A 26,107-nucleotide genomic window follows, 5' to 3' on the forward strand; every position below is an offset into this window, starting at 1 on the left:
CATCAGAAACTCATCAGAAACTCATCAGAAACTCATCAGAAACTCATCAGAAACTCATCAGAAACTCATCAGAAACTCATCAGAAACTGGTCAAGTTCTGCATTCTCGGTCTCTAAGGCGGGTTCAAAAATGCAAAAAGACAGCAACACAGGCAAGGGCGGTCAGTATCCCGCTCAATCCAGAGAAACTGGTCCACCATTGGGACCGCCCCCGCGACCACTTGTAAAGGAACGTGATAAGTATGCCCCCGCACAAGCCTCCAATATGTGCAATCCAGTCAATCCCTGGTGCCGAAAAGTCAAAGACCAAGTTCACGACTAGGAGAACCAGTAACCAGTTACGAGTGCCTCTCGTAAAAATGCCTTGAAACGCCAAGACCAATGCTGCCCCAAAGACGCCAAAAATGGCACCCGAAGCACCGGCGCTGACAACGTACGGAGGCAAGACCCACACCGTCAACAGATTGCCGAGAACCCCAGAAAAAAAGAAAAGCGGAATAAAAAAGCGCCATCGGAGCAGCATTTCGACGACGCGCAGAGACCATAGCGAGACCAGGTTGACGACAATGTGCACGATGGTCACATGTACAAAAATAGCAGATACGAGTTCATACGGTCGTCCGGACTGCAAACTTTGACCGGACAGGGCTCCTGCCGTTAACAAGCCAGATGCACTGTAGCCATGCCAGGGCTCAACGCCAACAAACCACACGATGCACAACAGAACAATGACGGTGGTCGAAGGGGAGTTCTTCCACGAATTTACTGAAAACACGGACAAACGGGCCAACAAACGCCGGGTCCCGTCCTCGATTCGTGTGCGCATCGCTTGACTTTTGTGCCTGCGGCTGCTCCAGACCTGTCCCCTCGGCACCTGACGGTTCACCACCTATCTGACCACTTGTTCTCTGACCGAGTTCGCACAGCAGGACTAAGTCCAGCAAACAAATCGTATCCCCGAGCATAGGCTTGAAGCATTTTTTTCGGTGTGAACTTGGGGAGGACCGTTGCTTGAAATTCTTTGACCAGTCGGGCCCGGAGACCCGCATCCGTTGCCACTTCGTCCAAGACATCCGCTAAAGTTCGGCTGTCGTTGACGGTGACCAATCGCCCAGTCCTACCGTCGTCCAAAAGGTTGCGTATCCCCGGAATGTCCGATCCGACCGTAGGCACACCTAAGCCCCCTGCCTCGAGAACACTAAAAGGTGTTCCTTCACTTCTCGAAACAAGTACATGTGCGTCCAATGCCGCATAAAAGTTGCTCACTTGGTCCAAGAAGCCCAGAAAGTGCACGCGAGACCGAATATTCAGAGACTCTGCTAAGTTTTCATATTCGCCACGCAACGGTCCATCGCCTGCGATAACTAGGTGAACATCCGAACGCACCATGTGCGCTACAGCGCGGAGAAGAGTGGGAATGTTCTTTACTGGATCGAACCGAGCCGCCGTCCCCAATAAAACGGTCTCCAACGGGAGGTTTAGTGCTCGACGAAGGTCACGTCGACACTCGGACACCGGTTTACTCGGCGGAGTTATCTCAACCGAGTTTGGAACAAATGCCACGGTGCGAACGGGCAACAGGTCTGCAAATGCCTTGCTCACAACAAACACGCCCACGGAAGAACGCAGACTGTGCAGATGAAGTGGCACCAGCACCGCCGATTTCCAGCGTGATGAGAGAAAGTCGAGTCTCGGGTTGCTGTGTATCGTGCTAGTCCAGGCGCAGCGAGCTTTTTTGGCGACGCGTGCGGCCAGCACATTCATGCGTGGACCGTGCGAGTGCAAAATAACTCCTGGTTTGGATTTCAAATATGCAGCCAACGAGCGAACATTTTGCTGGAGTGTGCCACTCCACAGCGTGTGACAGTGACCTTCTTCTGCAAAGCGCTGCACCAGCACGCCGTCGCCAAAAAAGACAAATTCAAAAGAAACACTCGAGCCAGACGCATGCCTAGCGAGTGTGAGCAAGTGCGTGGCTGCGCCGCCACGTTCGTTGCCTGCCATCAGGACAACGACGGAAACTGGCTGTCCAATGCGATTGGTTCTTCTCAAGAAGGTCGATTCCCCTGTTTCAGATGGCGTTCCACGTAATCCGTCATCTCGTGGTCCGTGAAACGCATGGCATCCGTGTTCAAAAACAGCCTATCCATGGAAGCCCCAACAATTTCAGAAGCAAATGAAAGAATATGATTGCGTCGAACGGTCGGTTCCGGCCAATATTCAAAAAAAGTTTTGTCCAAGCGGCGAAATTGTTCATTCGACATTCCCGGAATCAAGTGCACAAATGCTTCAGGCGGGAGTTCCAACACGTCATACGATTTTCCACCGTATTCAATATTGACGCCTAGGCGCATCAAAATTCACTTCCTTTGCGACCGATGCCTGAGAGTCGACGACCAACGGTGACCCATGAGTTTCCTTGAATTCGATAAATCATAGCCCTAGTATACAGAAACTGAAAATGTCAAACAAATCACCGAGCCCATTCGTGCAGTTCGAACGCAGATTCCGGTTCATGAATGAGTTCTCCAGGACGGCACGACCGCCACGCACAACGCTAAAACTACTCATAGCGCAAGGCTTCAATCGGATTTTGTTTTGATGCTTTGTTGGCCGGATAAATGCCACAGATGAGACCAATGACAGCCGAGAAGAGAAACGAAAGCACCATCACTTGCCACGATACCTGCATGGGAAGGTGCGTGGCCAAATGAACTCCAAATGCAATCGCCGCGCCGAGAAGGATGCCGAGAAATCCGCCCGTCATGGTAATAAACATCGACTCCATCAAAAACTGGACAAGAATAGCTGCGCGCGAGGCTCCAAGGGACATGCGAATACCAATTTCCTGAGTTCGCTCCGTGACCGAAACCAGCATGATGTTCATCACACCGACCCCACCTACAATCAGCGCAATCGAAGCTATGGAGCCAATGACCAATGTCAGGATGGAGGTCACGGTGCCGACTAGCTTTTCAATGCCCGCGAGGAATCCGGAGCTATCTTCAAATGCCTGCGCGCTGTGGGCATGAATGTTCAAGGCCGTCACAAGTCTGCGCGCCAACTGCGACACGGATGTTCCCGGAACTACGCCAACCGCCATTTCCGACGCAGTCCAATTAGGAAAAATGTCCTCGAGTGTGGTGTTTGGAACGTATACTGCCCCTCCACCGAGAATCCCATTTAAAATGGACGGTTCGGTCGAGGCCGAGATGCCGACAATATCGAGCGGTTGACCCCCGACCGTCACGGTCTGGCCGAGTACATGAGTGGTGCCAAACAACTGAGACGCCGCCCCCACACTCAGCACAGCCACATTGCGATGGCCTAGTACGTCAAGCGGGGTAAACATGTGGCCATGAAGGATGGTGAATCGAGCGAGATCCGGCAAAAAATAAGGACCACCCTCGAGATTCAAGTTTGCGGACCGAGCCCCTGCCGTCACCTCGACCTGCCCAAAATAGAGCGGATTGACCACGGTCACTCCGTGAAATTGTCTTACCAAATTGAGGTCGTTGGCGGATATGGACAGCACTTGACCTGGTTGTGGTAAACCCGGGACAACGAGTTCCTTGGGCAGGATTTCAATCGTATTCTGGAGGCGACTACTTTCTAGCGTGGAGACAATGGCCGCTTTCCCACCATTGCCAACGGCGACGATGGCGATGATGGATGCAACCCCGATAAGAATGCCGAGCATCGTCAGAATCGACCGCAACGCATGAGTGCGCATGGACAGCAAGGCGGTGAACATCATCTCACGAACGTCCACGAAGCTCCTCCTCCCCGACCACGCGGCCATCGATGAGACGGATTTGGCGCGCTGCATAGGCGGCGACATTCGCATCGTGCGTGATAACGAGCACGGTGACCCCGGTTTGATTCAATTCCCGAAAGAGCTCCATAATTTCACGACTGGTCTCCGAATCGAGCGCTCCAGTCGGTTCATCCGCCAACAGAAGTTGCGGGTGATTGGCGAGCGCTCTGGCAATGGCCACACGCTGCTTTTGCCCACCGGAGAGCTCTGTTGGCAGATGTCGAAGGCGGTTGGACAGGCCCACCAGTTCCAGCAGCTCCTCTGCTCGCGCTCGCCGGGCCGCTCTCGACAGGTGCGCATATATCATCGGCAACTCCACATTTTGCAGCGCACTGATGCGCGGCAGAAGATGAAAGTTCTGAAACACAAATCCGATTTTTTGATTTCGAATGTGTGCCAGCCGCCGCGGTGCTTCTTTCGTCACATCGACTCCCGACAGACAGTATCGACCTTCCGTCGGCATGTCGAGGCACCCCAAAATGTGCATAAGCGTCGATTTCCCACTTCCGGATGGCCCAAGCAAAGCCACGAATTCTCCTTCTTCAACCGTGAAAGAGATATCCGCCAGCACCGTCAAAGTCTCTCCACCGAGCGCGTAGCGTTTTGACACATGCTCGAGCACAATCACGGAGCCGACACCAGCTCTCCAGACACCAAATTGGCAGGTGGATTGTCCACAACAGCAGTTCCTAAGGTTACTCCCGACAAGACTTCCACGCGTGAATTGTCGGTCAGGCCCAAGGTCACAACGCGTTCCTCAGCCCGCCCGTTTACATATGTAAACACTGCGTAGTTGGACCCATCCTGAACCAGCGCAGAATACGGCAATGTCAGCACGCCTTTGTGCACCTCTGCCGTCAGATGTACTTTTACCGTATAGCCATAAGGCACTGGGAAGTTTTTCGCCTTGGGACGGACAATCACTTCGACTTCAACAGCTCCAGTATCGGACGGAGCCGCATAGGGCGCCACAGAACTCACGGTTCCGGTCCATTTCTTTCCTTGGAACGCATCCGAGGTCAAGGTCGCTTGCACACCCGGTTTCAGTTCTACCGCATCCACCTGCGAGACGAACAGCACCACCTGTTTTTCGGGGCTCGCCACTTCCACCAAGGGCGCGGTCGATCCGTTGGGACCAATCCCCTCGGGATTGACTTGCAACACCTGGCCGCTTTGGGTTGCTCGAATGGTGCTGCTGGACAACGCGGATTTCGCGGAAGCCAGTTGCGCTTCTGCACCTGCCAGTGTATTCTTCGCAGCCAGAACTTGTGGCAAAAACTGTGCTTGTAGCGCTGGTGGAGCGGCCGCATACTGTGCATTGGCATTGGCCAGCCCTGCTTTTGCATTGGCCACTTCTGCTTCCGCCGACTGCAAGGCGGCCACTTCGCCAGACGCGTTCAGAGCAATCAGCTCATCCCCAGCCCGAACATGCTCCCCCACATGAACAAGCACACTTTGTACAGGGCCTGAAATTTCACTTGCATAAATGACCTGGCGCTGAACGGGACGCACCGTACCAGCAGTAAAGATGTCATTGGACATGGTGTGCTTCGTGACAGACACCCACGTCACTTCTTGTGTTCGTGGGCGTAAAAACACAAGCCACGCGATAGCCATCAGAACGACGACGACTAAAACCAAGCCCAACCAAAAAGCAGGGCGCCGGCGCGATGTGCGAATTTCTCCCACGCTGTTCCATCCACCCATCCGTTCAAAGTTGACTCTAGTGTAGCACATCCGAGCAGAGTCGCGGCGCCACAGACGAGCTTACGGACGGGCATAAATCGAATGTTCCGACTGTCTCGCGGTGACAGAAGACGTTCTCGCAAACTCCGATGATGCCGTATTCCCATGCAATTCCGCATACTGATCCGTACGGGAATTCGTCAACATACCTTCTGACAATCGAGATCCACCCGTGGAAGAGTTACCCATTGACCCGCCAAGTGAGCCCCCACCCACCATCCACGACTCCTGGACTGGTCGTGAATCCGGATTAGTGGGAGACGCCACGGACTTGGTCCCATAGCTACTGCCACCCAGCGAACGATAAGCCGCCCCATAACTTGGTCTCTCCACCCCTTCTCCATCTGTCGGTCTCAGCTTCTGCGCTGTGGCGAAAGTCGTTTCTAATCGTGCCACAATCTTCTCGGCCTCCAGCAGGTGTTGCCGAAGCTGCGCAAATTCTCGCTCTCTGTCCAATGTTTCGCCTCCTTCGCTGCTAACTCTCATTCAATCCAATCTAAAAACGACCAAAAATCGACACTTTTTCGCTCCTCTGTCGGTTCCTCGAGAGTTTCTTCAGTGGCTCGCAACGGTGCCTCCATGTCTTCGTGCGGATGATTGTCATACAAAAACTCATGGGTTGGTCTGTCTTCCATCGTCATCCCTCCGCCTATAGCATGCGAGCTCTGCAGACCACTATTCATAAGTCTGGGACAACTCGTCATACCGTAAACCATGAGACACACTGGGGGGCATGGCTGGTGCAGATTCGCACTGTATACCGCACAATGGGTTGGTTATTTATCGTTCTCGCGATCATCGGATATATTCAGGGGCGCATTGGTGACTATATGCGGGTCGACCTGACCGAAGCGAGCATCATGCTAGGCCTCGGAGTCGTATTCGTGGCTTTGGCGCGCATCCGCCGGCGCTACACCGTAGCCGGCGGGTTCAGTTTCGGTCTGTTTCTCATCATCTGGAGCACCATGGATTTGTGGATTCCCAACCCTTTCGTTATGGGTACGGCCGATCCGCTGGAGTATATTCTTCGCCTCGTCGGTGGTGGTTGGGCCTTGTATTTAGCCATTGCGGAACTTCTTGCCTGGAGGCGTGCCGTGTAGACGTCTTCAAAGCGGAGATACTATGACAGAACCATCAACCTCATGGGGGAGGCGTAGCCATTTGAAAGTCAAACAATTTATGACGTCGAACGTTCAGTGTTGCCAAAAGACTGACACTATCCAACGTGCAGCACAATGGATGGCGAGCATTGACTGCGGGTCGTTACCCGTCTGCCAAGGAAAGAAGGTCATTGGGGTCATCACGGACCGAGATATCACCTTGCGCGCGGTGGCGAAAGGAAACTGGCAAGCAACCGTTGGCGACTGTATGTCGTCGGATGTCGTTACCTGCACACCAGACACCGATGCCCATGAAGCGGCAGATTTAATGGCTGCCCATCAAATCCGGCGCCTTCCCGTTGTAAATGCCGAGGGCGACCTCTGTGGAATGTGTGCCATTGGCGACTTAGCGACGATTGACATTCACATCAACGAAGCTGGCGACGCACTCAGCCGAATTTCTGAATGCGGCCAAGCTGCCGGTGCACACTGACGGAGCGCAATGCACGATGCAACGGTACCAAAAAAGCAGCCTAAGGCTGCTTTTTTGGTATTTCTTTCGCAGAGGTGTTTTCAGACTCCGGCAATTCCGTCGTCGGCCACGCTGCCAACCACCGCCCCGTCTCTTCCCCGAGCCATCGTCGCCAGCGAAGCAGGCAACGATGAGCGAACACCATGACCGTCAGTGTCGCTCCTTGCGCGAGTAGCAAAAACAATTGCTCGAGCATGTTGACAAAAGCCTGACTCATCTGCAACACCTCCTGAGCAGAGAGTGCACGCACTGTAAACCACCGGGGACACAGTTGCAGCGAATCGCCCATTCGATATCATCTTTTCAAAAAACGCGCACCTACAACGATGCAAAATCCGCCCTACTCTCGACCTGTGGGTCAAAAGTAGGGCGGATGCAGTGGTGCACGATGTCTTCACGCTTTACAACGTATCATTCGCCGTTTGGCATGGACTCCGCCAAATGTTGCTGAGCGAAAGCAACCAATTTCTTTGTAATACTGCCACCAATGGACCCATTCTCATAAGAGGATACATTTCCCCAATATCCATCCGCAGGTGGGGTAATACCAAGCTCAGATGCCACTTCATACTTTAATTCATCCAATGCCTTCATCGCCTGCGAAATGACGAGACGATTCGAGCTCCCGTTTGATTCACTCATGACAACGCCTCCTCAGCCAGTGATTTGGTGCACTCATAGCTTCCCCTGGAGGCGTTGCAATACCCTCACACTTTCTTCTAAGGATGCCACTTTCGAAACCCTTAGACCGGCTTAAAAGACGCATCAGAAACCGATACCATACGACCTTATTGGACTCCCATCAACGCTCGTCGATAGGAATGTATTTGCAATTCGTCGGCCCAGTGTATTCTGCGCGAGGACGAATCAAGCGATTGTTCTGGTATTGCTCAAGAACATGAGCTGTCCAGCCAGAGACGCGACTGCACGCGAAGATAGGCGTAAACAAATGGGTCGGAATGCCAATGGAGTAGTACATAGAAGCCGAGTAGAAATCCACATTGGGATTCAACCCTTTATGCTCTTTGACGTACTGCTCAATCACCTGTGACATTTCAAACCATTTGGTCTCTCCCTGCAACTCTCCAGCTTCTCGGCTCAGTTGACGCAGGTGTGTCGCTCGAGGATCTTCCGTCCGATAAACGCGGTGGCCAAATCCCATGATTTTCTTTTTGGCGGCAAGCGCATCTGCGATGTATTCCTCTGCGCGACTCAACTCGCCAATCTCCAGAAGCATTTTCATGACTTGTTCATTGGCACCGCCGTGCAAAGGACCCTTTAATGTACCAACAGCGGAAGTAATGGCCGAATACATGTCCGACAGTGTCCCGGCGGTAACACGAGCCGAAAATGTAGACGCGTTCAGCTCGTGGTCAGCATGGAGAATGAGGGCCGTGTTGAACGCGTTGGCTTCAAACTCATTCGGCTTGGTGCCGCGTAATTGATAAAAAAAGTCTGCCGCCGCACTCAGCGAGACATCTGGTTCAATCGGGTCGAGACCTTGACGAATGCGCTCAAACGCAGTGACGATACTCGGCAATTTAGCAACCAAGCGAGTCGCTTTGCGAACATTTGCTTCGAGTGATTCGTCACCTTCATCGGGATCGTAGAGGCCAAGAAATGAAACGGCTGTCCGCAGCACTTCCATGGCATTAGATTTCCTTGGAACACTTTGCAAGAAGCGCAATGTTGGCTCATCCAATTTGCGATTTTCGGCAATGGCCGCCGTCAACGTCTGAAGTTCTGTCTTAGTCGGTAGCTTTCCGTGCCACAGCAGATAAATCACTTCTTCAAACGTGGCGCGGCCAGCAATCAAATCATGAATATCGTATCCATGATAAATCAGGCGACCTTCTTGACCATCCACAAAGCAAATGTCCGAGGTGTTTGCGACAACATCCTCGAGACCCGCGACAAACGATGTATTTTCGTTGGACACAGTGATTCCCTCCCGCTCCCATTGGCACAGCCATAACCCGAGGCGAGCCTAGCACACTCTGTGCAGACTCACGAATACTCTCCAATTATACTACACACGCTTTGCAGCTCCAAAATCCTGACGAGATGTCATCTTGCAGTATGCGGCTGTCCACTGCCTGGAAACCACAGTTTTGGACGCGCGCTCGACGAAGGCACGTCGCCCCGGCTGACGTCGGCCAACGCATCGCTGCGACAGTAAAAGCTTTCTTCGAAGCGACCTTTGCCGACGGATTGCCACAGTCCTCTCCGTGCAGCCTCCACTGCTGCCAGCGAAAGTGCCGGGACACTGTGAAGATTGAGCGACGCCATCAGTGTTTGCGAAGACCGATGCCGATATGAACTCACATCCATCGGTCTGGCGAGCGGCCAGGAGAGTCTGGTAGAAAGAGGATATAGATGTTCGGACACTTCAATCACGGTCTCGATGCGGCGACTACATGCCCAGTTGTCGTCCCACGATGCTCCATCGGCCGCATCAAAATAGAGGTGAACATACTGAGCACCTTGCATCAAATCTTCACGAATGAGTGGGTCCATCTGTACAGATGCACCCTCAATGAGGGAAATGTAACTTTCCGTATGCACTTCAAACCCTTTTTCCAGCGCACCACGGAGGGCCTGATGACGCTCTGCGACTGTCCACGGATGCAGTCTCGACGTAATTTCCAGAATGCCAATCCCAGCATCCTTCAATGCCTGTAAATATTCATCGGCCTCTTGACGCAACAGGGCCAATTCAAAGAGCATTCCTGACGGATAGGCCTTGACGTCATACTCTTTGCAGAGAGCGACTTTTGTCTGAAGCTGGTTGGGGGATAGAACGATTGCAGTACCTTGATCGAATTTCCAATAATCAATAAAGGCAGCGTAGTTTTGAAGAATGTCTCGAGTGATTGACAGCGGAATTCCATCGTCCGCCACTACAGTCACGCCACTATGCCGAGGCTTTGCTGCTCGATTTGGATAATCGGCGGCAAACCATGCTGACCACGGTAAAGATTCCATCTTGTCCGCCTCCTCATGCGTTTCCACACAGTCTATGGGCGCCAGCAGAAGCTGGTGCCATCCCTGCGCTCCGTCGGAGTGTCCAAGACATCATCACCTGTCCAGAGAACCTTCAAACCACGAAAAATGCTGCCACCAGAAGAAGCACCAAGCCGGACAACCGGTCTACCGGGATGTCCATGGACCGCCCAATCCAACGCCCACATTCTAAACCGACCCACGTAAGCAAGAGAGACACACTGCCAAATACAACTGCCGCCATCCATAGACTCACATGGAACAGGCCAAGACCAAATCCCACCGACAGGTTGTCCAAGGACAGCGCGACAGCGAGAACCAAGACCGTCACGAGACCCGATGGACGCCGCGTCTTCGCCTCGGCGCTTCCGGTTGGCCCTAAAGGGTTCGTCGCCGCATCGGTTGGCGACTTTGTTGACGCGGTCGCCCATGCGGGTTGATTGGACCGACCCGGCGACTTAAACAGCATGTACGCCCCTGCCGCAAACAGAACCAAGCCGCCGAGCCACCGCGTTCCATGGTGCATTTCCAGAGCAACATCGTGTCCCAGCCAGAGACCGACAAGTGGCATCGTCGCTTCAAACACCGCGAACGTGAATGCCGTTCCAAACTGCTGCCGTCGAGACAAGCCTGTGGTGCCGAGTCCAACGGCAGCTAAGGCATTGTTGGCCGCAAGGGCAACTCCGAGCAAAATGAGTTTTATCAACACTAGCGTACACCTTCCATAAATCTTGGCATAGACCAGATGTCCTCTGAAGGGACCTGAAAGAACACGAGGCACTCCGATAGAAACGATTGCGTTCCGAGCAACAGCACTGCATCATCCGCATGCCCGAGCGATTCTCTGCAGTGCCAGGCATCTTCGAGTGAGGCAGACTCCCATACGTCCATACCCATCGACCGCGCGTAGTCGGCAAATTCTCCATTAAAAACAAGGTGGGCATTTTGAGCTGGACAAAAAATCAGCCAATCGACCCATGCCGACAATTCATCCACCACACCTTGCCCATCCTTATCTGCTGGCAGGCAGAGAATCGCTCCGCGCGCGTGTCTCTTCCTTCCATCCTCGTTCCTTCCATCCTCATTCGAAGCGCTATTCTGCCCAAAATGTTGACAGACTCTGCGCGCATTTTCGCGATGAATCGCTCCATCGAGAAGAATGAGAGGATGCGTCGATAACACCTGCATCCGCCCAGGCAATTGTAATCCCTGCAAGGACAGTAACTGGGGAAGTCTCTCGGACGGTCTCCGGTCCGACCAAATATGCGACAGTGCGCGAACAGCGACGGAAAGATTCCCTCGGAAATCCTGCAGTACAGACGGACCCACGACGGTCAGTTGCCGCTCTTTATCGAGGACAATTTGGTAAGCCAGACTCTCCTCGGCATCTACAAAGTCGGGCTGCACACACACGTCAACCGCCCCACCGATTTCAAATTGTCCAGAAAAAGAGGCCAGCGTATGGTTTAAGGACAGACAAAGATTGGTTTCAAGCGGTTGTTCGTGCAACACACACCAACGCGTCGTATCCGTCAACACACCCATTTTGTTTTCACAAATATCCTCTAAGTCAGGGCCAAGTTGCTTCACGTGCTCGCGAAAGATAGGCGCAACCACAGCTCCTTGGTGTTGCACTTGATTCACATCATCATACCTCGCGCCACGCCCCAATTCATAGATGTTGATCTCGGTCTGTTGGCGCTGAAACCACAGCGCGGCCGCGGCCGCGACTAACCCCACTGGCCCCAGATACTGCGCCTTCGGTACTGAGAATCTCTCGGCTATCTCGCGGACTTTGGACATCGACGCAAGAAAACCTTCGTTGCTAATTTTGACACCACCCACGCGAATTCTCTCCAGGAAATCGACTAAATGCGGGCTCGTAAACAAGCCCACGCGAAATCCTGCCCGCTGAAGCAGAGCTGCCAACAAGATGGCGTGCGTGCCTTTGCCCTTGCTTCCGGTCACCACTACGTTATAGGCCGACTTGTCCGGAGAACCAAGTTCATCCAGCAGCCGCCTGGTCCATTCCGGATGACGAACTTCCGCATCCGTTTGCCCCGTCACGTGATTCTTGGCGCGATTGTAGGATTGATAAATCCATTCGATGGAGCGCGTTACAAGCACATCAGAAGAGTGGTCCACCCTCCGTCCCCCTCTTTTCTCTCATGCAAACGTCCGTCCCTGGCGCCAGCGCGGCTTCATTCGCAGACCTGCGGCCAGAGCGTATTCCGAGCGACGATATCGTACCACAGAAATCAGCGAACCGAATAACTCATCCTGTCATGGAAAACAGGCAACCCGCTGGTTGCCTGTTCACGGCAAAACCTCTTTATCCCAATCTGCGTATCTAGTCTTCTGCAGCAACTCTGTCAAAGACCATAGACGCGCTGGTACGGCTGGCGCTTGTTCAGTTCGTATCGATCAATATCCTGCTGATATCTCAGCGTAATGCCGATATCATCCAAACCGAGCAGCAACATTTGCTTGGCATAATCCGCTATCGGAAATTCGTAGCTCTCTCCATTTTGCAGGATGATTTTTTGATGAGGTAGATCAATCGTGAGGCGGGTCATCTCCCCACGAATGACCGGAGTTAGGCCAGTCCAAGCTGTGTCGCTCAGCGAGATCGGCAAAATTCCGTTTTTGAAGCAATTATTATAGAAGATATCCGCAAAAGAAGGTGCCAAAATTGCACGAAACCCGTAATCTCGCAGTGCCCAGACAGCGTGCTCGCGTGAGCTACCACAACCAAAATTATGACCAGCTAGCAAGATGGTCGCTCCTTGAGTCGCCTCTTGGTTAAGCGGAAACTCCGGACGCTCCTTGCCGTCTGGCGTGTATCTCCAGTCGTAAAACAGAACATCTCCAAAACCAGTCTTTTCGATTCGCTTCAGGAACTGCTTGGGGATGATTTGGTCTGTATCGACATTCGAGCGATTCAATACGGCTACTTTACCCTCATGCTGGTTGAATGGTTCCAAAGCCGATAGCCTCCTCTCGGTCTAGCCAAGTCCGTACATCTACAAATTCGCCGGCAATAGCTGCAGCCGCCGCCATCATCGGTGACACTAAATGCGTCCGTGCTCCGCGCCCCTGGCGCCCTTCAAAGTTTCGATTGGACGTAGAAGCACAGCGTTCGCCCGCTGGCACAAGGTCGGGGTTCATGCCGAGACACATACTGCACCCCGGTTCGCGCCACTCAAAGCCCGCCGCTTGAAAGACGGCATCCAATCCCTCCGACTCTGCCTGCTGCTTGACCTGTTTTGAGCCAGGAACGACCATCGCCCGCACCCCACTAGCCACATGCCTTCCTTGGACAATCCTTGCCGCCGCGCGCAGGTCTTCAATACGGCCATTGGTGCACGAACCGATAAACACGTGCTGAACGGGTACCCCAAGCAATGTCGTGCCCGCTTCCAACCCCATATACTCCAGGGCTTTTTCCACATTTGCACGCTCTACGTCATGGGCACAATCCTCGGGGCGCGGCAAGACGTCTGAAATTGAACCTCCCATGCCAGGATTGGTCCCCCACGTCACCTGCGGTTCGACTTCTGACACGTCAAATGAAACGACTGCATCATAAACCGCGCCGTCATCACTTGGCATGTCCCGCCAAAGTCTTAATGCTTGTTCCCAATCCGCACCAGAAGGTGCATAGTTGCGCCCTTTCAGATACGCAAACGTCACGTCATCCGGAGCTATCAATCCCGCCCGCGCACCAGCTTCAATGCTCATATTGCAGAGCGTCATTCGCGCCTCCATGGACAAACCTGCCACAAATTCGCCCGCGTATTCCACGGCGTAACCCGTTCCAAATCCAACACCATACTTGGCGATGACCGCCAAAATGACATCCTTGGAGGTCACCCCGGGCGCACACTTTCCATGAAATTCAACCAACATCGTCTTCGGCCGAACCTGCCATAGACACTGGGTAGCTAAGACATGTTCAACCTCACTGGTACCTATGCCAAAGGCTATAGCACCAAACGCCCCGTGAGTTGAGGTGTGACTGTCGCCACAGACAATCGTTTTGCCCGGCAATGTCAAGCCTAATTCCGGTCCAATCACATGGACGATACCCTGTTCCTGACTATCCAAGTCCGCCAAGCGGATGTGAAAATCCTCGCAATTTTTCTTCAATGTGTCCAACTGCAATCGAGCCGTCTCATCCTTGACGTCTTTAGGGTGATCGGTTGGAACGTTGTGGTCCATCGTGGCAAACGTACAGTCGGGTCGCCGGACCCTGCGCCCGGCTTCGCGCAGACCCGAAAAAGCCTGCGGAGACGTGACCTCGTGAATGAGGTGCAGGTCAATATAAAGCAAGTCCGGCCCATCCTCCGCAGAGGCGACGACATGCGCATCCCAAATTTTATCAAATAGTGTTTTCGGCATAGTGAACTCCTTTCTCGATGTAGGAAATAACCCAACGGGTCATCTCTCGCGTAGACAGCCTCGCTTCTTCGCCGCGCGCCAAGTCGCGCGTCCTCGCACCGCTCTCAATGGCGTGCGCCACCGCCGTCTCAACGACTCGTCCCAAGTCTGGTCGCTGCAGACTGTGTTCGAGCATCATCGCGACGGAAAGGAAACTGGCGAGCGGATTCGCATATCCTTGTCCCGCAATGTCTGGCGCCGACCCGTGGACCGGTTCATACAGTCCCGGACCTTCTGCAGACAGCGAAGCAGACGGCAACATGCCAATCGATCCGGTGATGACCGCCGCCTCATCGCTCAAAATGTCGCCGAACAGATTCTCCGTCACCATCACATCGAAATCTCCCGGACGTTGAATGATTTGCATAGCCGCGGAATCGACGAGCAGGTGCTCGACCAACACTTCCGGATATTCATGTCGCACTCTCTGCACCACTTCGCGCCACAGTCGACTGCTCTCGAGAACGTTCGCCTTATCCACCGACGTCAGATGTTTCTTCCGCCGCATGGCAAGGTCAAACGCCACCCGGACAATACGTTCAATCTCTCTCTCCGTATAAGCCAACGTATCGACGACGGACACGTTACCGTCTGCGTCCCGACGGCGCTCCTTCGGCTCTCCAAAGTAGAGGCCACCCGTCAATTCGCGCACAATGATAAAGTCGCAATTTTTTACAATCCGTTCGCGCAACGGCGAAGCTCCTAGCAACTCGTTCCACACGCGAATCGGTCGCAGATTGGCAAATACCGTCAACGCCTTGCGAATGCCGAGCAACCCTGCTTCCGGACGCAAATGGCCAGGGAGAGAGTCCCATTTGGGACCCCCTACCGCACCGAGTAAAATCGCATCGCTTTGACGACAACACTCCACCGTGGCTGAGGGCAACGGCGTCCCGTGACGGTCGTAGGCAATTCCACCGATATCAGCGGCGACTGTTTGAAACTCAAATCCATAGAATTGGCGCAAAGCGTGAAGAAGATGAAGTGCAGCATCGGTCACTTCGGGTCCAATCCCATCTCCACTCAGCACTGCAATTTGCACACCCAATGTCGTCACCTCATCCTTCTGCCGTGGCAGCGAGAGCCGCCTCACCTAATTGACGCTTCCACTGAATTCGATTGACCGCATCGAGAAACGCCTTAGCCGAAGCAGCCAACACGTCGTTGTCCACGCCCCGTCCCGAACCGACACCGCCGCCAAGTGCCACTTTGACATACACTTCCGCCAGCGAATCCTGGCCCCCCGTGGTCGACTGAATGCGGTAGTCTTGGAGCTCCATCTTCTCTTCGACAATACGCTCGACCGTATTGTAAATCGACTCGACCGTACCAGCCCCGGTCGCCACTTCTCGAATCACCCGCCCAGACGGCGCACTCGCGCCAATCGCCGTTGTCGTTCGATTCTCCGTATACGTCACATGCAAAAATTCCAATTCATAACCACGCTCTTGCTGACCACCTCCGCTTTCCAAGTAGAGAGCCAGAATGTCGTCGTCGGTCACTTCTTTTTTATGATCTGTCAACTCTTTAAACGCCTTAAACAGCGCCAGAAATGTCTCTTCGTCAAAATGAATGCCGAGCTCGATACACTTTTCCCGAAACGCATGGCGACCAGAATGTTTCCCGAGAACCATGCGATTGGACCCGTAGCCAACCATCTCCGGTCGAATGATTTCGTAAGTCAACGTGTGTTTCAGTACGCCATCTTGATGAATACCCGATTCATGCGCGAAGGCATTGTTTCCAACGACTGCCTTATTGGGAGGAACAATCAGTCCCGTCAGCTTGCTGACAAGTTTACTGGTCAACGCCGTTTGCTCCAACTGTATCGACGTCTCCACTTGGTAGACATCTTTCCGAATCGCGAGTGCCGTCAACACCTCTTCGAGCGCTGCATTGCCAGCGCGCTCCCCGATGCCATTGATGGTGCCCTCAATTTGATCCACACCAACCGCAATAGCTGCGAGCGTGTTGGAGACAGCGAGACCGAGATCGTCATGACAATGCGCAGAAAATTTCGCTTTATGAGCATTCGGGACATGCTCGCGCAGATATTGAAATAATGCGGCGTACTCTTCAGGCGTGGTGTATCCGACCGTATCCGGCAAGTTGATGACACTCGCACCCGCATGGATGGCGGCGGTGACAATGCGCACAAGAAAGTCCCAATCGCTGCGCGTGGCATCTTCAGCCGACCATTCGACGTACGGAAATTTAGCCGCTGCGTAGCGAACACTGTCCTCTGCTGCCGCCACGACGGCATCTGGAGTCATTCGCAACTTATACTCCATATGGATGGGAGATGTGGCTAGAAAAATGTGCAGGCGCGGCTCCGTGCCCTCTCGCAAAGCTTCCCAAGCAGCGTCAATATCGCCGCGCGAAGCCCGCGCCAATCCGGCAACAGAACAGGACTTTACCCGGCGGGCAATGTCCTGCACCGATTGAAAATCTCCCTGCGAGGAAGCAGGAAAACCGGCCTCCATGACATCCACTCCATAGCGTTCCAGTTGCAGGGCAATCTCCAACTTTTCGTGGCGATGAAGATTCACTCCCGCAGATTGTTCTCCATCGCGCAGAGTGGTATCAAAAACATCAACTTTGCGCATGCACTGCCACCTCCCGAGAGCCTGGCGCGACTTTGGCTACCGCCCGAATGAAAGGCATCATCTCGCGAAGCTGCCGACCGACGACCTCGAGCGGATGCTCGTGCTCTTGGCGTTTGATGGCGCTGTACACAGGCCGGTGAACCTGATTCTCGACAATCCACCCTTTCGCAAATTGCCCCGTCTGAATCTCTTTGAGCAGCGCTCGCATTTCGTCTTTCACGGCGTCGCTGATAATCCTCGGACCTGCGGTAAAGTCGCCCCACTCAGCCGTGTCTGAGATGGAGTAGCGCATGTAGGAAAGTCCGCCTTCATACATCAAATCAACAATCAACTTCATCTCGTGGAGACATTCAAAATATGCGACTTCCGGTTGATATCCAGCTTCCGTCAATGTCTCAAATCCGGCTTTCACCAGGGCTGACAGTCCCCCACAAAGCACCGCCTGTTCGCCAAACAAGTCCGTCTCCGTCTCTTCACGGAAGGTCGTCGTCAACACTGCCGCCCGCGCAGCACCAATGCCTTTGGCGTAGCTTAAAGCGAGATCCCACGCATGGCCAGTGGTGTCTTGCTCGACTGCGACCAACGATGGAACTCCACCGCCAGCTACATAGACACGACGAACAAGATGTCCCGGGCCTTTCGGAGCAACCATGAAGACGTCGACATCCGCAGGCGGGCGAATTTGTGAAAAGTGAAGGTTAAATCCGTGAGCGAACGCCAGACTCATCCCAGCGCGCAAATTCGGGGCTACTTCGGTCTCATACACCTCGGGTTGACGCTCGTCGGGTAAAAGCATCATCACAACCTCTGCCTTCTGCACCGCGTCTGCTACCGAATAGACCGCGAATCCATCCTCCAGTGCCGCGTTGAATGAGCCGCCTGGTCGCACCCCGACAATCACCGAGACGCCGCTGTCGCGCAAATTCTGTGCATGCGCATGCCCTTGCGATCCGTACCCGATAATAGCCACTGTTTTGCCCTGCAGTCCCTGTCCTTGAATATCGTCCTCATAATAAATTTTCGCCATGGTTGTATCTCCTCTCAAATGTACAATGCATTCTCTTTCGTTCGCCGCATCATCTCTTCCGACGTCTGCGTATCTCGCGAGAGCGCCGTCACGCCCGTCCTCGCCAGTTCCACAATGCCGTAAGGTCGAAGCAGTGAGATGAGCGCATCCACTTTTTCCGGTTTTCCGACAGCCTCAACCATCACAGTGTCCCGACCGACGTCAATGATATGGGCTCGAAACGGATTGATAAGGGTAGTCAACGTTGCCCGCGTTGACACGGGACTGTTGACTTGAATCAAAACCAACTCGCGAACGACCACCGGCTGGTGCGTCCAATCGGTCACTTTCAAGACATCAATCTGCTTGTGCAATTGTTTCATGACTTGCTCGACCGTCTCTTCGTCGGTATCGCTCAAAACAATGGTCATCCGCGACTGCGCCTGATTGTCCGTGGTTCCCACTGTGATATTTTGAATATTGAAACCTTTTCTTAGAAAGAGCGCTGTGACGCGGTGCAAGACACCAGCGCGATTGTTGACAATGACAGACAGTAGTCGATTCATGGCTTCACCCCCACCATCTCATGCAGGCCACAGAGAGGAGCAACCATGGGATACACGTTCTCGCCTTCCGCCACTCGACAGTCCACCAATACTGGTCCTGGTTGTAACAGCGCACGCCTTAATTTTGTCTGTAAATCCGCCTCATTCTCAATGAGGACCCCTTCTATCCCATATGCGTCCGCGAGTTTACAATAGTTTGGCTGACAGTGCATGAGCGACTCTGAGTAGCGCTCCTGATAGAACAGCTCTTGCCACTGCCGAACCATGCCGAGGGACCGGTTATTGATGATGACGATTTTGAGTGGCAACTGGTAGTCCACGACCACCGATAGTTCCTGCAGCGTCATCTGAAATCCGGCGTCTCCGACGATGGCCACCACTGGCGCATCGCGCCTGCCAATCTGTGCTCCAATCGCGGCTGGCAGACCAAAGCCCATAGTCCCGAGACCGCCCGAGGTAACCCATTCATTCGGACGCTCAAAGCGGTAGAATTGCGCGGCCCACATTTGGTGTTGTCCGACATCCGTCACCACCACGGCGCCACCACCTGTCACCTCATGCACGAATTCAATGACACGCTGCGGCTTCAGCGGACCGTCGTCCGGTACGTACCAAAACGGAAACTCTGCACCCTTTTGCAACAAATCTCTCCGCCAGTCCGCATAATCTCCGACCGATCCGCTGACCGCAAGCAACGCCACCAATGCTTCCTTGGCATCTGCCACCATCGGGAGCTGCGTGCGGACGTTTTTGCCGATTTCAGCGGGATCGATATCAATGTGCGCGATGGTTGCGCTGGTGGCAAAATGTGCGGTATTGCCAGTCAATCGGTCGTCGAAGCGCGCTCCAATATTGACGAGCAGGTCCGTGTTGGACAGTGCCTGATTGGCGGCGTACGACCCATGCATGCCGCCCATGCCCAGAAAGAGCGGATGATTGCCTGGAAAAGCACCTAGGCCAAGCAGCGTACTAACCACAGGAATTTGATAGCGCTCCACCAAAGCGAGCAGCGCCTGATGGGCGCCCGCGTGAAGGACTCCCGCTCCGACAAGCAGCACGGGCCGCTTGGCCTCCGTGAGCGCTTCGGCCAATCTGCGCACCTGCAGTGCATTGGGACGCGTGTTTGGCTGATAGCCTGGCAACCACACGGCCTCCTCATAATCGAATGGGGCGCGAAACCCAGCCACGTCTTTCGGGATATCGACCAAGACGGGACCTTTCCGGCCAGTCGAGGCAATGTGAAATGCTTCTTTTAAAGTCTGAGCCAATTGCCTCACATCCCGAACCTGCTGGCAGTGCTTGGTGATGGGAGTAGAGATTCCAATCATGGATGTCTCTTGAAATGCGTCGCTACCAATGACGGCGGTCGACACTTGTCCTGTGATGGCGACAATTGGCAGAGAGTCGAGCATGGCATCTGCCAGTCCGGTGACAAGATTGGTCGCTCCTGGCCCAGACGTTGCAATCACCACACCGGGACGCCCTGTCACGCGAGCGTACCCTTCCGCCATATGAATCGCGCCTTGCTCGTGACGGGCCAGGATGTGCGGGATACCACATTCGTACAGGGCATCGTAGAGCGGCAACACGGCCCCACCCGGGTAGCCAAAAATGACTTCGACCTGTTCCTTGCGAAGCGCTTCAACGAGAATTTGAGCCCCTGTCAGAGACGGCTTTGCGTTAGGTTCTATCCTCATGTTCACCGGACACTCCTCCTCTCTTTTCATCCGCTCAACCGCTCCATGTTCCTAAGATAAAACAGCTCCCGTGTTAGCCGACGTCACCAGCCGTGCATATCGGCGCAAATAGCCGGATTGTACCTTCGGAACTGGCGGGGTCCATGCCGACCGGCGGCGTTCTAACTCCTCTTCTGAGATAAGCAACTCAATGGTTCTCGCATCCATATCAATGCGAATTCTATCGCCGGGCTCCACGAGCGCAATCGGTCCACCCAGAGCCGCCTCCGGAGACACGTGGCCCACACAAATGCCCCGCGTGGCGCCGGAAAAACGACCGTCCGTCACGAGCGCAACCTCGCGCCCAAGTCCTCGACCGACAATCGCCGACGTAGGCGAGAGCATCTCGGGCATACCCGGTCCACCACAGGGTCCCTCGTGACGAATGACAACGACGTGTCCAGCTTCCACCTCTCCCGCTTCAATTCCAGCACTCGCCGACTCTTGCGACTCATAGAGAATAGCGGAACCTTCAAAGACATGGATGTCCTCATCCACTGCCCCAACTTTCAAGACAGCTCCGTCAGGGGCCAAATTACCATAGAGAATGGAGAGTCCGCCCGTCGTTCGATACGGATTGTCTCTGCGGCGAATGACCACGTCATTTCGAATGTGCGCATCGGCAACCGACTCGCGAAGCGTCTTGCCGAGCACGGTCGGACGCTCCGGATGAATGGCACCGTCGATGTCACAGAGTTCCCGAATGATGGCCGAAACCCCACCCGCCGCATGGACGTCCTGCATGCTGAACTCAGAGGCTGGCGAAATTTTCGCTAAATAAGGCACGCGCTCAGCAACTTCATTGATTCTTCGCTGGTCATAGTCCATGCCCGCTTCGTGCGCGATGGCCATCAGGTGAAGGACGGTATTGGTCGATCCGCCCATCGCCATGTCCAGCGCAAACGCATCGTCAATCGCTTCGCGCGTGACGATGTCACGAGGCCTCACATCGTCAGCAATCATGCGCATCAAGCAGGCAACAGCGGTTCGAATCAATTCCTTGCGACCCTCCGAAGTGGCGACCAACGTCCCGTTCCCCGGAAGCGCCAGTCCAAGCATCTCCATGATGCAGTTCATGGAATTGGCGGTAAACATGCCTGAACAGGAGCCACAGGTCGGACAGGCGTTCTGTTCTAAATCAGCGAGATCGTCCTCAGAAATGCGCCCCGCTTGAAAACTCCCCACGCCTTCAAACACTGAAGAAAGTGACAGTGGGCGACCCGTCTTCTGCGAAATCCCTGCTTCCATAGGACCTCCGGAGACAAACACAGAGGGCACGTTCGCTCGCACCGCTGCCATCAACATCCCAGGCGTTATCTTGTCACAGTTCGGCATAAAGAAAATCCCATCAAACCAATGTGCGTGAATCATGGTCTCTGCCGAATCGGCAATCAGTTCGCGACTGGGCAGCGAATAGCGCATACCGATGTGCCCCATGGCAATTCCGTCGTCCACACCGATGGTGTTGAATTCGAAGGGTACCCCTCCCGCCTCCCGGATGACTTCCTTGACAAATTTTCCGAGTTCGCCGAGATGTGTGTGCCCGGGAATGATATCGACATGTGAGTTACAAATGCCGATGAATGGTTTGGGCAGGTCGGTCGGTTTGACGCCCGTGGCGTAGAGAAGGCTGCGGTGAGGAGCCCGACTCGGCCCCTTTTTAATCATGTCACTGCGCATCCGCCAACCTCTTTTCGTAAAATTTGTAGATGTTCCGAAAGTGTCAGACTGTGGCGAGCAACGAATTACGCGCCTTCTGAAATCATCGATACAGGTGGATATACTTGATGTCCATCCACCTTCGTCCGCTCATGGAAGAGTTGATGCAACCGACCATTGACGATACCCGGTCGCCCGTCACCGATGGTTCGACCATCCACGCGGATGACAGGAATCATCTCTGCGGCTGTGCCGGTCAAAAAGATTTCGTCCGCAATGTAGACATCGTGGCGACTAAACGGCTCTTCTCGTACTGGTATGCCAAGCTCCGCAGCCAGTTCAAGAACTGCTCCACGGGTAATGCCTTCAAGCGCCCCGAGGTGCGTGGGAGGTGTGTAGAGCACGCCATCGCGAACCATGAACACATTCTCGCCGGACCCTTCGACCACATAGCCCTCGTTGTTCAAGACCAGTGCTTCATTGACGCCTGCCGCCTGAGCTTCCAATTTGACCAATATATTATTCAAGTAGTTCAGACTTTTCACTTTAGGGCTCAAGACGTCCGAGCGCGGTCGCCTCGTGCTAGCACAGATCACCTCAATGCCACGCGTGTACAACTCCGCAGGAAACATGCTCAATTGCTCGGCAATGACAATCACTTCGGACACCGGACACTTCCTAGGGTCCAAACCCAAATCCCCAGGCCCCCGCGTGACCACCAAGCGAATATAGGCGTCGTGCAACTCGTTTCGACGTACCGTCTCCGACACAATGTCCGTCATTTCATCCAAAGTGTAGGGAATATTCAAAAGGATTGATTTGGCCGATCCGTACAACCTCTGAAGGTGTTCCTTCAAGCGAAAAATGTTTCCGGAGTACACCCGAATCCCTTCGAAGATGCCATCCCCGTACAACAAACCGTGATCAAACACCGAAACTGTAGCGTCTGTTCGCTGAACGAATTGATGACGAAGAAAGATGACCTGTTCCATGCAAAACCCCTCCAGTGAATGTACTGAACGTTCCTCTGGCCCTGAGGCATCCACGGCGTCAAGACCGCGGCTACGGCAGTTGAAGTGAGATTATCTGCCTGAGTCAACCATGATTATGAAGTAAGAATTTTCACACTTCGGTGGTTGAAACGCTCATGGCACCGCAAAGCTGATACTCGCTAGCTTTCTGGCTTGCAGGTCATTGTAGTATGGAGGCCTCGCAGTGTCAACGAACAACAGCCCGGAAAACTCTGCTGTAAGCGGTTTCTGAAAAGTCTGAGTAAGCGCTTACCACTGCGCCACGCAAGGAGATTTCAGAGTAAATAAATTATTTTGTGCAAAATTCGTCAGAATGGTGAAAAGCCGCTGTGGCCAGCGGCGGGACAATTCCGAGAATGCGTTGTTGCAGTCAGTATAGCCGGACAACGCGATCGACACAAGAGATTTTGTCAACTAATCTAACATCAAGTCCTCTTCCTTCATGGCCTCGAACACAGTCATGGAGCACTCGTGACACGACAGGAGTTCATGAATCAACACACCAAACGAGGGAATAATCGACTTTGTAAGGAGCGAGCGAACATGACCAGAATTTCTACCTCTCTGAAGACAAACGTCCAATGGTTAGAAAATCGCTTCAAGGACAACTCCGCACAACAAGTTCGCTTGGTGATGGACTTTGTTATCCAGGGCAAGACCAGGATTCCCGCCTGCTGGCTTTGGATCGATGGTTTGATCGACACACAAATGCTACAGCAAGACATCTTCGGTCCTCTCGGACAGCATCCGCTTCCCTCGAATGAACCCCTGTGGTTGGCCGTGCAGCATCGAATGGGTGTCAAAAACGGAATCCATGTGGACCAATTGGAGACGGTTTTCCATCACGTTTTTGAAGGACACGTCTTGCTCCTGCTTCAGAAGGAATCCATAGCTCTCTCCATCCCTTTGTTGAATTCTCCAAAGCGGTCGATTACGGAACCTCCTGGAGAAACGAGCATTCGCGGGTCTCACGAAGGATTCGTAGAGTCTTTAGATACGAATATCGCCCTCATTCGCAGGCGTGTTCTCAGTTCCAATTTGCACATCGAATCATACCTCTTAGGGGAAGCGCTACCCGTCACGCTGAAGGTCCTATACTTGAACGATTTGGTCAATCCGAATATGCTGACGTCTCTGCGTGAAAAGATTCGAAAAGTGGCACGTCAAGGAACCATCCTTTCCTCCGGTGAATTGGAACAGCGGCTTGAAGATGCCCCGTATTCCATCTTCCCTACCACCGGGAACACCGAGAAACCCGATAAAGCCGCAGCACAACTGCTGGAAGGACGATTGGTTCTGTTGTTAGACGGAGACCCTACAGCCCTGTACTACCCTCACTTCTTTATCGAATCCATTATGAACACAGAGGATTACGCGTCTCGCCCTTACTATGTGTCCTTCATCCGCATTCTTCGGGCTGCAAGCCTATTCGTGAGTATTTTATTGCCAGCGTACTATATTTCCGTGCTGGAATTCCATAAAGAGATGATTCCGACAGCACTGTTGCCCAAACTTCATGAAGCAAGCGCCAAATCTCCATTCCCGATTGTTTTAGAAGTTCTCGTGATGGTTTTTATGTTCGAAATTGTCCGAGAGGCTGGCATTCGTCTTCCGAAGTCTGTCGGGTCCGCCGTCAGCATTGTCGGTGCCCTCATCCTCGGGGAAGTCTCTGTCGATGCAGGGATTGTGAGTGCCCCCACGATCATCGTCGTAGCCCTCTCTGCCATTACTGGATTTACACTGACGCCCGTCGCCGACGTCATCGCACTGCTTCGCATTGCAAACATTGTGATTGCCTCACTGTTAGGCTTATACGGCGTCCTTCTCCTGACGCTTGGTGTCCTCTATCACATGATTTCTTTGACTTCGATGAATGAACCGTTCATGGCGCCCTTCGCGCCCCTCTATCCAAACGACTTACGCGACGGTTTGATACGGTTTCCCCATCAGGTCTTGCGCAAACAGCCACACTTTCTAAAACGATGGAAAATCCGCAGCGAGAGGAACCGTTGATGCATAGAAAACGTTGGACGATGGTCTTCCTCTGTCTGGTATGTTTCATCATGACAGGTTGTGCAGAAGGCCAAGAATTGAAATACGTCTCATTTATCTCCTCGACCGGAGTGGACAAAATTGGCCCACGTCACTTTCGACTTTGGCTGGTTCCTTTATCCATTGGGGAAACCGGACAGCAAGAAAACAACGCCGCCAAGAACCGTTTGAACTCGCTCATTATCCGTGATGGGGAGACGGCATTCGACATCGAGCGCAACATGATTCGCGAAACAAAACACCGCGTGGTCTTTACGCACGCACGGGCCGTTGTGGTGTCGGAAAGGATGGCCAAAGAGGATTTGGGTTGGTTTGTGGATACTTGGTTTCGCGATCAACAACCGCATTCGCGCGCCTACCTGTTTGTCACGCCGAGCTCGGTGAAAGACGTTCTCATCTACGCGACCTGGTTGGAACCGGAAGTCTCCTTCCCATTGTCCTTTGGCATGGAGAACATCCGATTCGTGTCCAACTATGCGACGTTAGACCTTATCGATTGTCTCAAGCATTTGCACGAACCTCCGTACAACGCGATTCTCCCCATGATCCAGACGAATATGTCTAAGTCTCCTCCCACCGTAGAGTATCGGGGCACGGCAGTGATTCGACACGGGAAAATGGTCGGTTCGTTGAACACTCCCGAGACTCAGGGACTGGTGTGGCTCTTGGGACTCGAAAAGGGGGGTAGCTTGCAATTTCAAGCAAACGGCAAAAACACCGCGCCGAGCGTCCTCGAATTAGGGGGTGCTGAATGAATCAGGCGACTTCCCCTGCAAAGCCTAAATCAGTCCCAATAAGCTCCATAAATATGAGC

At 53.5% G+C, this 26,107-nt stretch carries 27 protein-coding genes; 4 read left to right on the forward strand and 23 right to left on the reverse strand.

The features are described 5' to 3' along the window. Positions 1-123 precede the first annotated feature (123 nt). The 8 genes from M4I36_RS07990 to M4I36_RS08025 form a co-directional block, all read right to left on the reverse strand. Positions 124-873: a rhomboid family intramembrane serine protease gene (locus M4I36_RS07990; protein ID WP_258111212.1), complete on the reverse strand. Its 750-nt coding sequence runs from the start codon at positions 871-873 to the stop codon at positions 124-126. A gap of 8 nt (positions 874-881) precedes the next feature. Beyond that, entirely contained in the window at positions 882-2,051 is a 1,170-nt protein-coding gene (locus tag M4I36_RS07995) for a glycosyltransferase family 4 protein (protein WP_258111213.1), read from the reverse strand. Next, on the reverse strand, positions 2,048-2,353 hold the full coding sequence (locus M4I36_RS08000) for a hypothetical protein (RefSeq protein ID WP_258111214.1): 306 nt from the start codon (positions 2,351-2,353) through the stop codon (positions 2,048-2,050). The genes M4I36_RS07995 and M4I36_RS08000 overlap by 4 nt, the downstream gene beginning before the upstream one ends. A 209-nt stretch (positions 2,354-2,562) precedes the next feature. Next, a complete protein-coding gene (locus M4I36_RS08005) occupies positions 2,563-3,771 on the reverse strand; it encodes an ABC transporter permease (protein ID WP_258111215.1) in 1,209 nt (402 codons plus the stop codon). Beyond that, positions 3,758-4,444, reverse strand: coding sequence for an ABC transporter ATP-binding protein (locus M4I36_RS08010; protein WP_258111216.1), 687 nt, complete (start codon positions 4,442-4,444; stop codon positions 3,758-3,760). Before M4I36_RS08010 ends, M4I36_RS08005 begins: the two co-directional genes overlap by 14 nt. Then, the gene (locus M4I36_RS08015; RefSeq protein ID WP_258111217.1) at positions 4,441-5,505 is read right to left on the reverse strand and encodes an efflux RND transporter periplasmic adaptor subunit; all 1,065 of its coding nucleotides are present in this window, start codon (positions 5,503-5,505) and stop codon (positions 4,441-4,443) included. The genes M4I36_RS08010 and M4I36_RS08015 overlap by 4 nt, the downstream gene beginning before the upstream one ends. A gap of 78 nt (positions 5,506-5,583) precedes the next feature. After that, complete coding sequence (locus M4I36_RS08020) at positions 5,584-6,018, reverse strand: hypothetical protein (protein WP_258111218.1); 435 nt, start codon at positions 6,016-6,018, stop codon at positions 5,584-5,586. 26 nt (positions 6,019-6,044) lie between these two features. Next, positions 6,045-6,197 carry a hypothetical protein gene (locus M4I36_RS08025; RefSeq protein WP_258111219.1) on the reverse strand — a complete coding sequence of 51 codons (153 nt, stop codon included), beginning with the start codon at positions 6,195-6,197 and terminating at the stop codon, positions 6,045-6,047. A gap of 105 nt (positions 6,198-6,302) precedes the next feature. Between M4I36_RS08025 and M4I36_RS08030 the strand changes: the two genes are divergently transcribed. After that, positions 6,303-6,662 carry a hypothetical protein gene (locus M4I36_RS08030; RefSeq protein WP_258111220.1) on the forward strand — a complete coding sequence of 120 codons (360 nt, stop codon included), beginning with the start codon at positions 6,303-6,305 and terminating at the stop codon, positions 6,660-6,662. Between the two features lie 61 nt (positions 6,663-6,723). Then, positions 6,724-7,155 (forward strand): CBS domain-containing protein, encoded by a 432-nt coding sequence (locus M4I36_RS08035; protein ID WP_258111221.1) that lies wholly within the window; start codon positions 6,724-6,726, stop codon positions 7,153-7,155. Between the two features lie 40 nt (positions 7,156-7,195). On the opposite strand, the gene M4I36_RS08040 is transcribed toward M4I36_RS08035, so the two are convergent. The 15 genes from M4I36_RS08040 to ilvE all read right to left on the reverse strand — a co-directional run bounded on the left by M4I36_RS08040 (position 7,196) and on the right by ilvE (position 23,202). Beyond that, positions 7,196-7,411 (reverse strand): hypothetical protein, encoded by a 216-nt coding sequence (locus M4I36_RS08040; protein WP_258111222.1) that lies wholly within the window; start codon positions 7,409-7,411, stop codon positions 7,196-7,198. A 194-nt stretch (positions 7,412-7,605) separates the two neighbouring features. Next, the gene (locus tag M4I36_RS08045) at positions 7,606-7,836 is read right to left on the reverse strand and encodes an alpha/beta-type small acid-soluble spore protein (protein ID WP_258111223.1); all 231 of its coding nucleotides are present in this window, start codon (positions 7,834-7,836) and stop codon (positions 7,606-7,608) included. 160 nt (positions 7,837-7,996) lie between these two features. Continuing rightward, the gene (locus M4I36_RS08050; RefSeq protein WP_258111224.1) at positions 7,997-9,133 is read right to left on the reverse strand and encodes a citrate synthase; all 1,137 of its coding nucleotides are present in this window, start codon (positions 9,131-9,133) and stop codon (positions 7,997-7,999) included. Positions 9,134-9,261: 128 nt separating this feature from the next. After that, positions 9,262-10,179 carry a phosphosulfolactate synthase gene (locus M4I36_RS08055; RefSeq protein WP_258111225.1) on the reverse strand — a complete coding sequence of 306 codons (918 nt, stop codon included), beginning with the start codon at positions 10,177-10,179 and terminating at the stop codon, positions 9,262-9,264. Positions 10,180-10,291: 112 nt separating this feature from the next. Further along, on the reverse strand, positions 10,292-10,906 hold the full coding sequence (locus M4I36_RS08060; RefSeq protein ID WP_258111226.1) for a manganese efflux pump MntP: 615 nt from the start codon (positions 10,904-10,906) through the stop codon (positions 10,292-10,294). Continuing rightward, a complete protein-coding gene (locus tag M4I36_RS08065; RefSeq protein WP_258111227.1) occupies positions 10,906-12,342 on the reverse strand; it encodes a folylpolyglutamate synthase/dihydrofolate synthase family protein in 1,437 nt (478 codons plus the stop codon). The genes M4I36_RS08060 and M4I36_RS08065 overlap by 1 nt, the downstream gene beginning before the upstream one ends. Positions 12,343-12,569: 227 nt before the next feature. Continuing rightward, the gene (gene leuD, locus M4I36_RS08070) at positions 12,570-13,181 is read right to left on the reverse strand and encodes a 3-isopropylmalate dehydratase small subunit (RefSeq protein ID WP_258111228.1); all 612 of its coding nucleotides are present in this window, start codon (positions 13,179-13,181) and stop codon (positions 12,570-12,572) included. Next, the gene (gene leuC / locus M4I36_RS08075) at positions 13,159-14,598 is read right to left on the reverse strand and encodes a 3-isopropylmalate dehydratase large subunit (RefSeq protein WP_258111229.1); all 1,440 of its coding nucleotides are present in this window, start codon (positions 14,596-14,598) and stop codon (positions 13,159-13,161) included. The genes leuD and leuC overlap by 23 nt, the downstream gene beginning before the upstream one ends. After that, on the reverse strand, positions 14,579-15,685 hold the full coding sequence (gene leuB, locus M4I36_RS08080) for a 3-isopropylmalate dehydrogenase (protein ID WP_258111237.1): 1,107 nt from the start codon (positions 15,683-15,685) through the stop codon (positions 14,579-14,581). The genes leuC and leuB overlap by 20 nt, the downstream gene beginning before the upstream one ends. Positions 15,686-15,695: 10 nt before the next feature. Next, entirely contained in the window at positions 15,696-17,243 is a 1,548-nt protein-coding gene (locus M4I36_RS08085; RefSeq protein ID WP_258111230.1) for a 2-isopropylmalate synthase, read from the reverse strand. Then, on the reverse strand, positions 17,230-18,270 hold the full coding sequence (ilvC, locus tag M4I36_RS08090; protein ID WP_258111231.1) for a ketol-acid reductoisomerase: 1,041 nt from the start codon (positions 18,268-18,270) through the stop codon (positions 17,230-17,232). The genes M4I36_RS08085 and ilvC overlap by 14 nt, the downstream gene beginning before the upstream one ends. A gap of 14 nt (positions 18,271-18,284) precedes the next feature. Beyond that, the gene (gene ilvN / locus M4I36_RS08095; RefSeq protein WP_258111232.1) at positions 18,285-18,815 is read right to left on the reverse strand and encodes an acetolactate synthase small subunit; all 531 of its coding nucleotides are present in this window, start codon (positions 18,813-18,815) and stop codon (positions 18,285-18,287) included. Continuing rightward, the gene (gene ilvB, locus M4I36_RS08100) at positions 18,812-20,512 is read right to left on the reverse strand and encodes a biosynthetic-type acetolactate synthase large subunit (RefSeq protein ID WP_258111238.1); all 1,701 of its coding nucleotides are present in this window, start codon (positions 20,510-20,512) and stop codon (positions 18,812-18,814) included. Before ilvB ends, ilvN begins: the two co-directional genes overlap by 4 nt. Positions 20,513-20,563: 51 nt before the next feature. Further along, the gene (gene ilvD / locus M4I36_RS08105; protein WP_258111233.1) at positions 20,564-22,231 is read right to left on the reverse strand and encodes a dihydroxy-acid dehydratase; all 1,668 of its coding nucleotides are present in this window, start codon (positions 22,229-22,231) and stop codon (positions 20,564-20,566) included. Positions 22,232-22,296: 65 nt separating this feature from the next. Then, entirely contained in the window at positions 22,297-23,202 is a 906-nt protein-coding gene (ilvE, locus tag M4I36_RS08110) for a branched-chain-amino-acid transaminase (RefSeq protein ID WP_258111234.1), read from the reverse strand. Between the two features lie 582 nt (positions 23,203-23,784). On the opposite strand from ilvE, the gene M4I36_RS08115 reads away from it, so the two are divergent. Both M4I36_RS08115 and M4I36_RS08120 read left to right on the forward strand, forming a co-directional pair. After that, positions 23,785-25,254 (forward strand): spore germination protein, encoded by a 1,470-nt coding sequence (locus tag M4I36_RS08115; RefSeq protein ID WP_258111235.1) that lies wholly within the window; start codon positions 23,785-23,787, stop codon positions 25,252-25,254. Then, on the forward strand, positions 25,254-26,048 hold the full coding sequence (locus M4I36_RS08120) for a Ger(x)C family spore germination protein (protein ID WP_258111236.1): 795 nt from the start codon (positions 25,254-25,256) through the stop codon (positions 26,046-26,048). The genes M4I36_RS08115 and M4I36_RS08120 overlap by 1 nt, the downstream gene beginning before the upstream one ends. Positions 26,049-26,107: the final 59 nt, after the last annotated feature.

The sequence above is a fragment of the Alicyclobacillus sp. SP_1 genome (assembly GCF_024706985.1).
Classification (GTDB): domain Bacteria; phylum Bacillota; class Bacilli; order Alicyclobacillales; family Alicyclobacillaceae; genus Alicyclobacillus_I.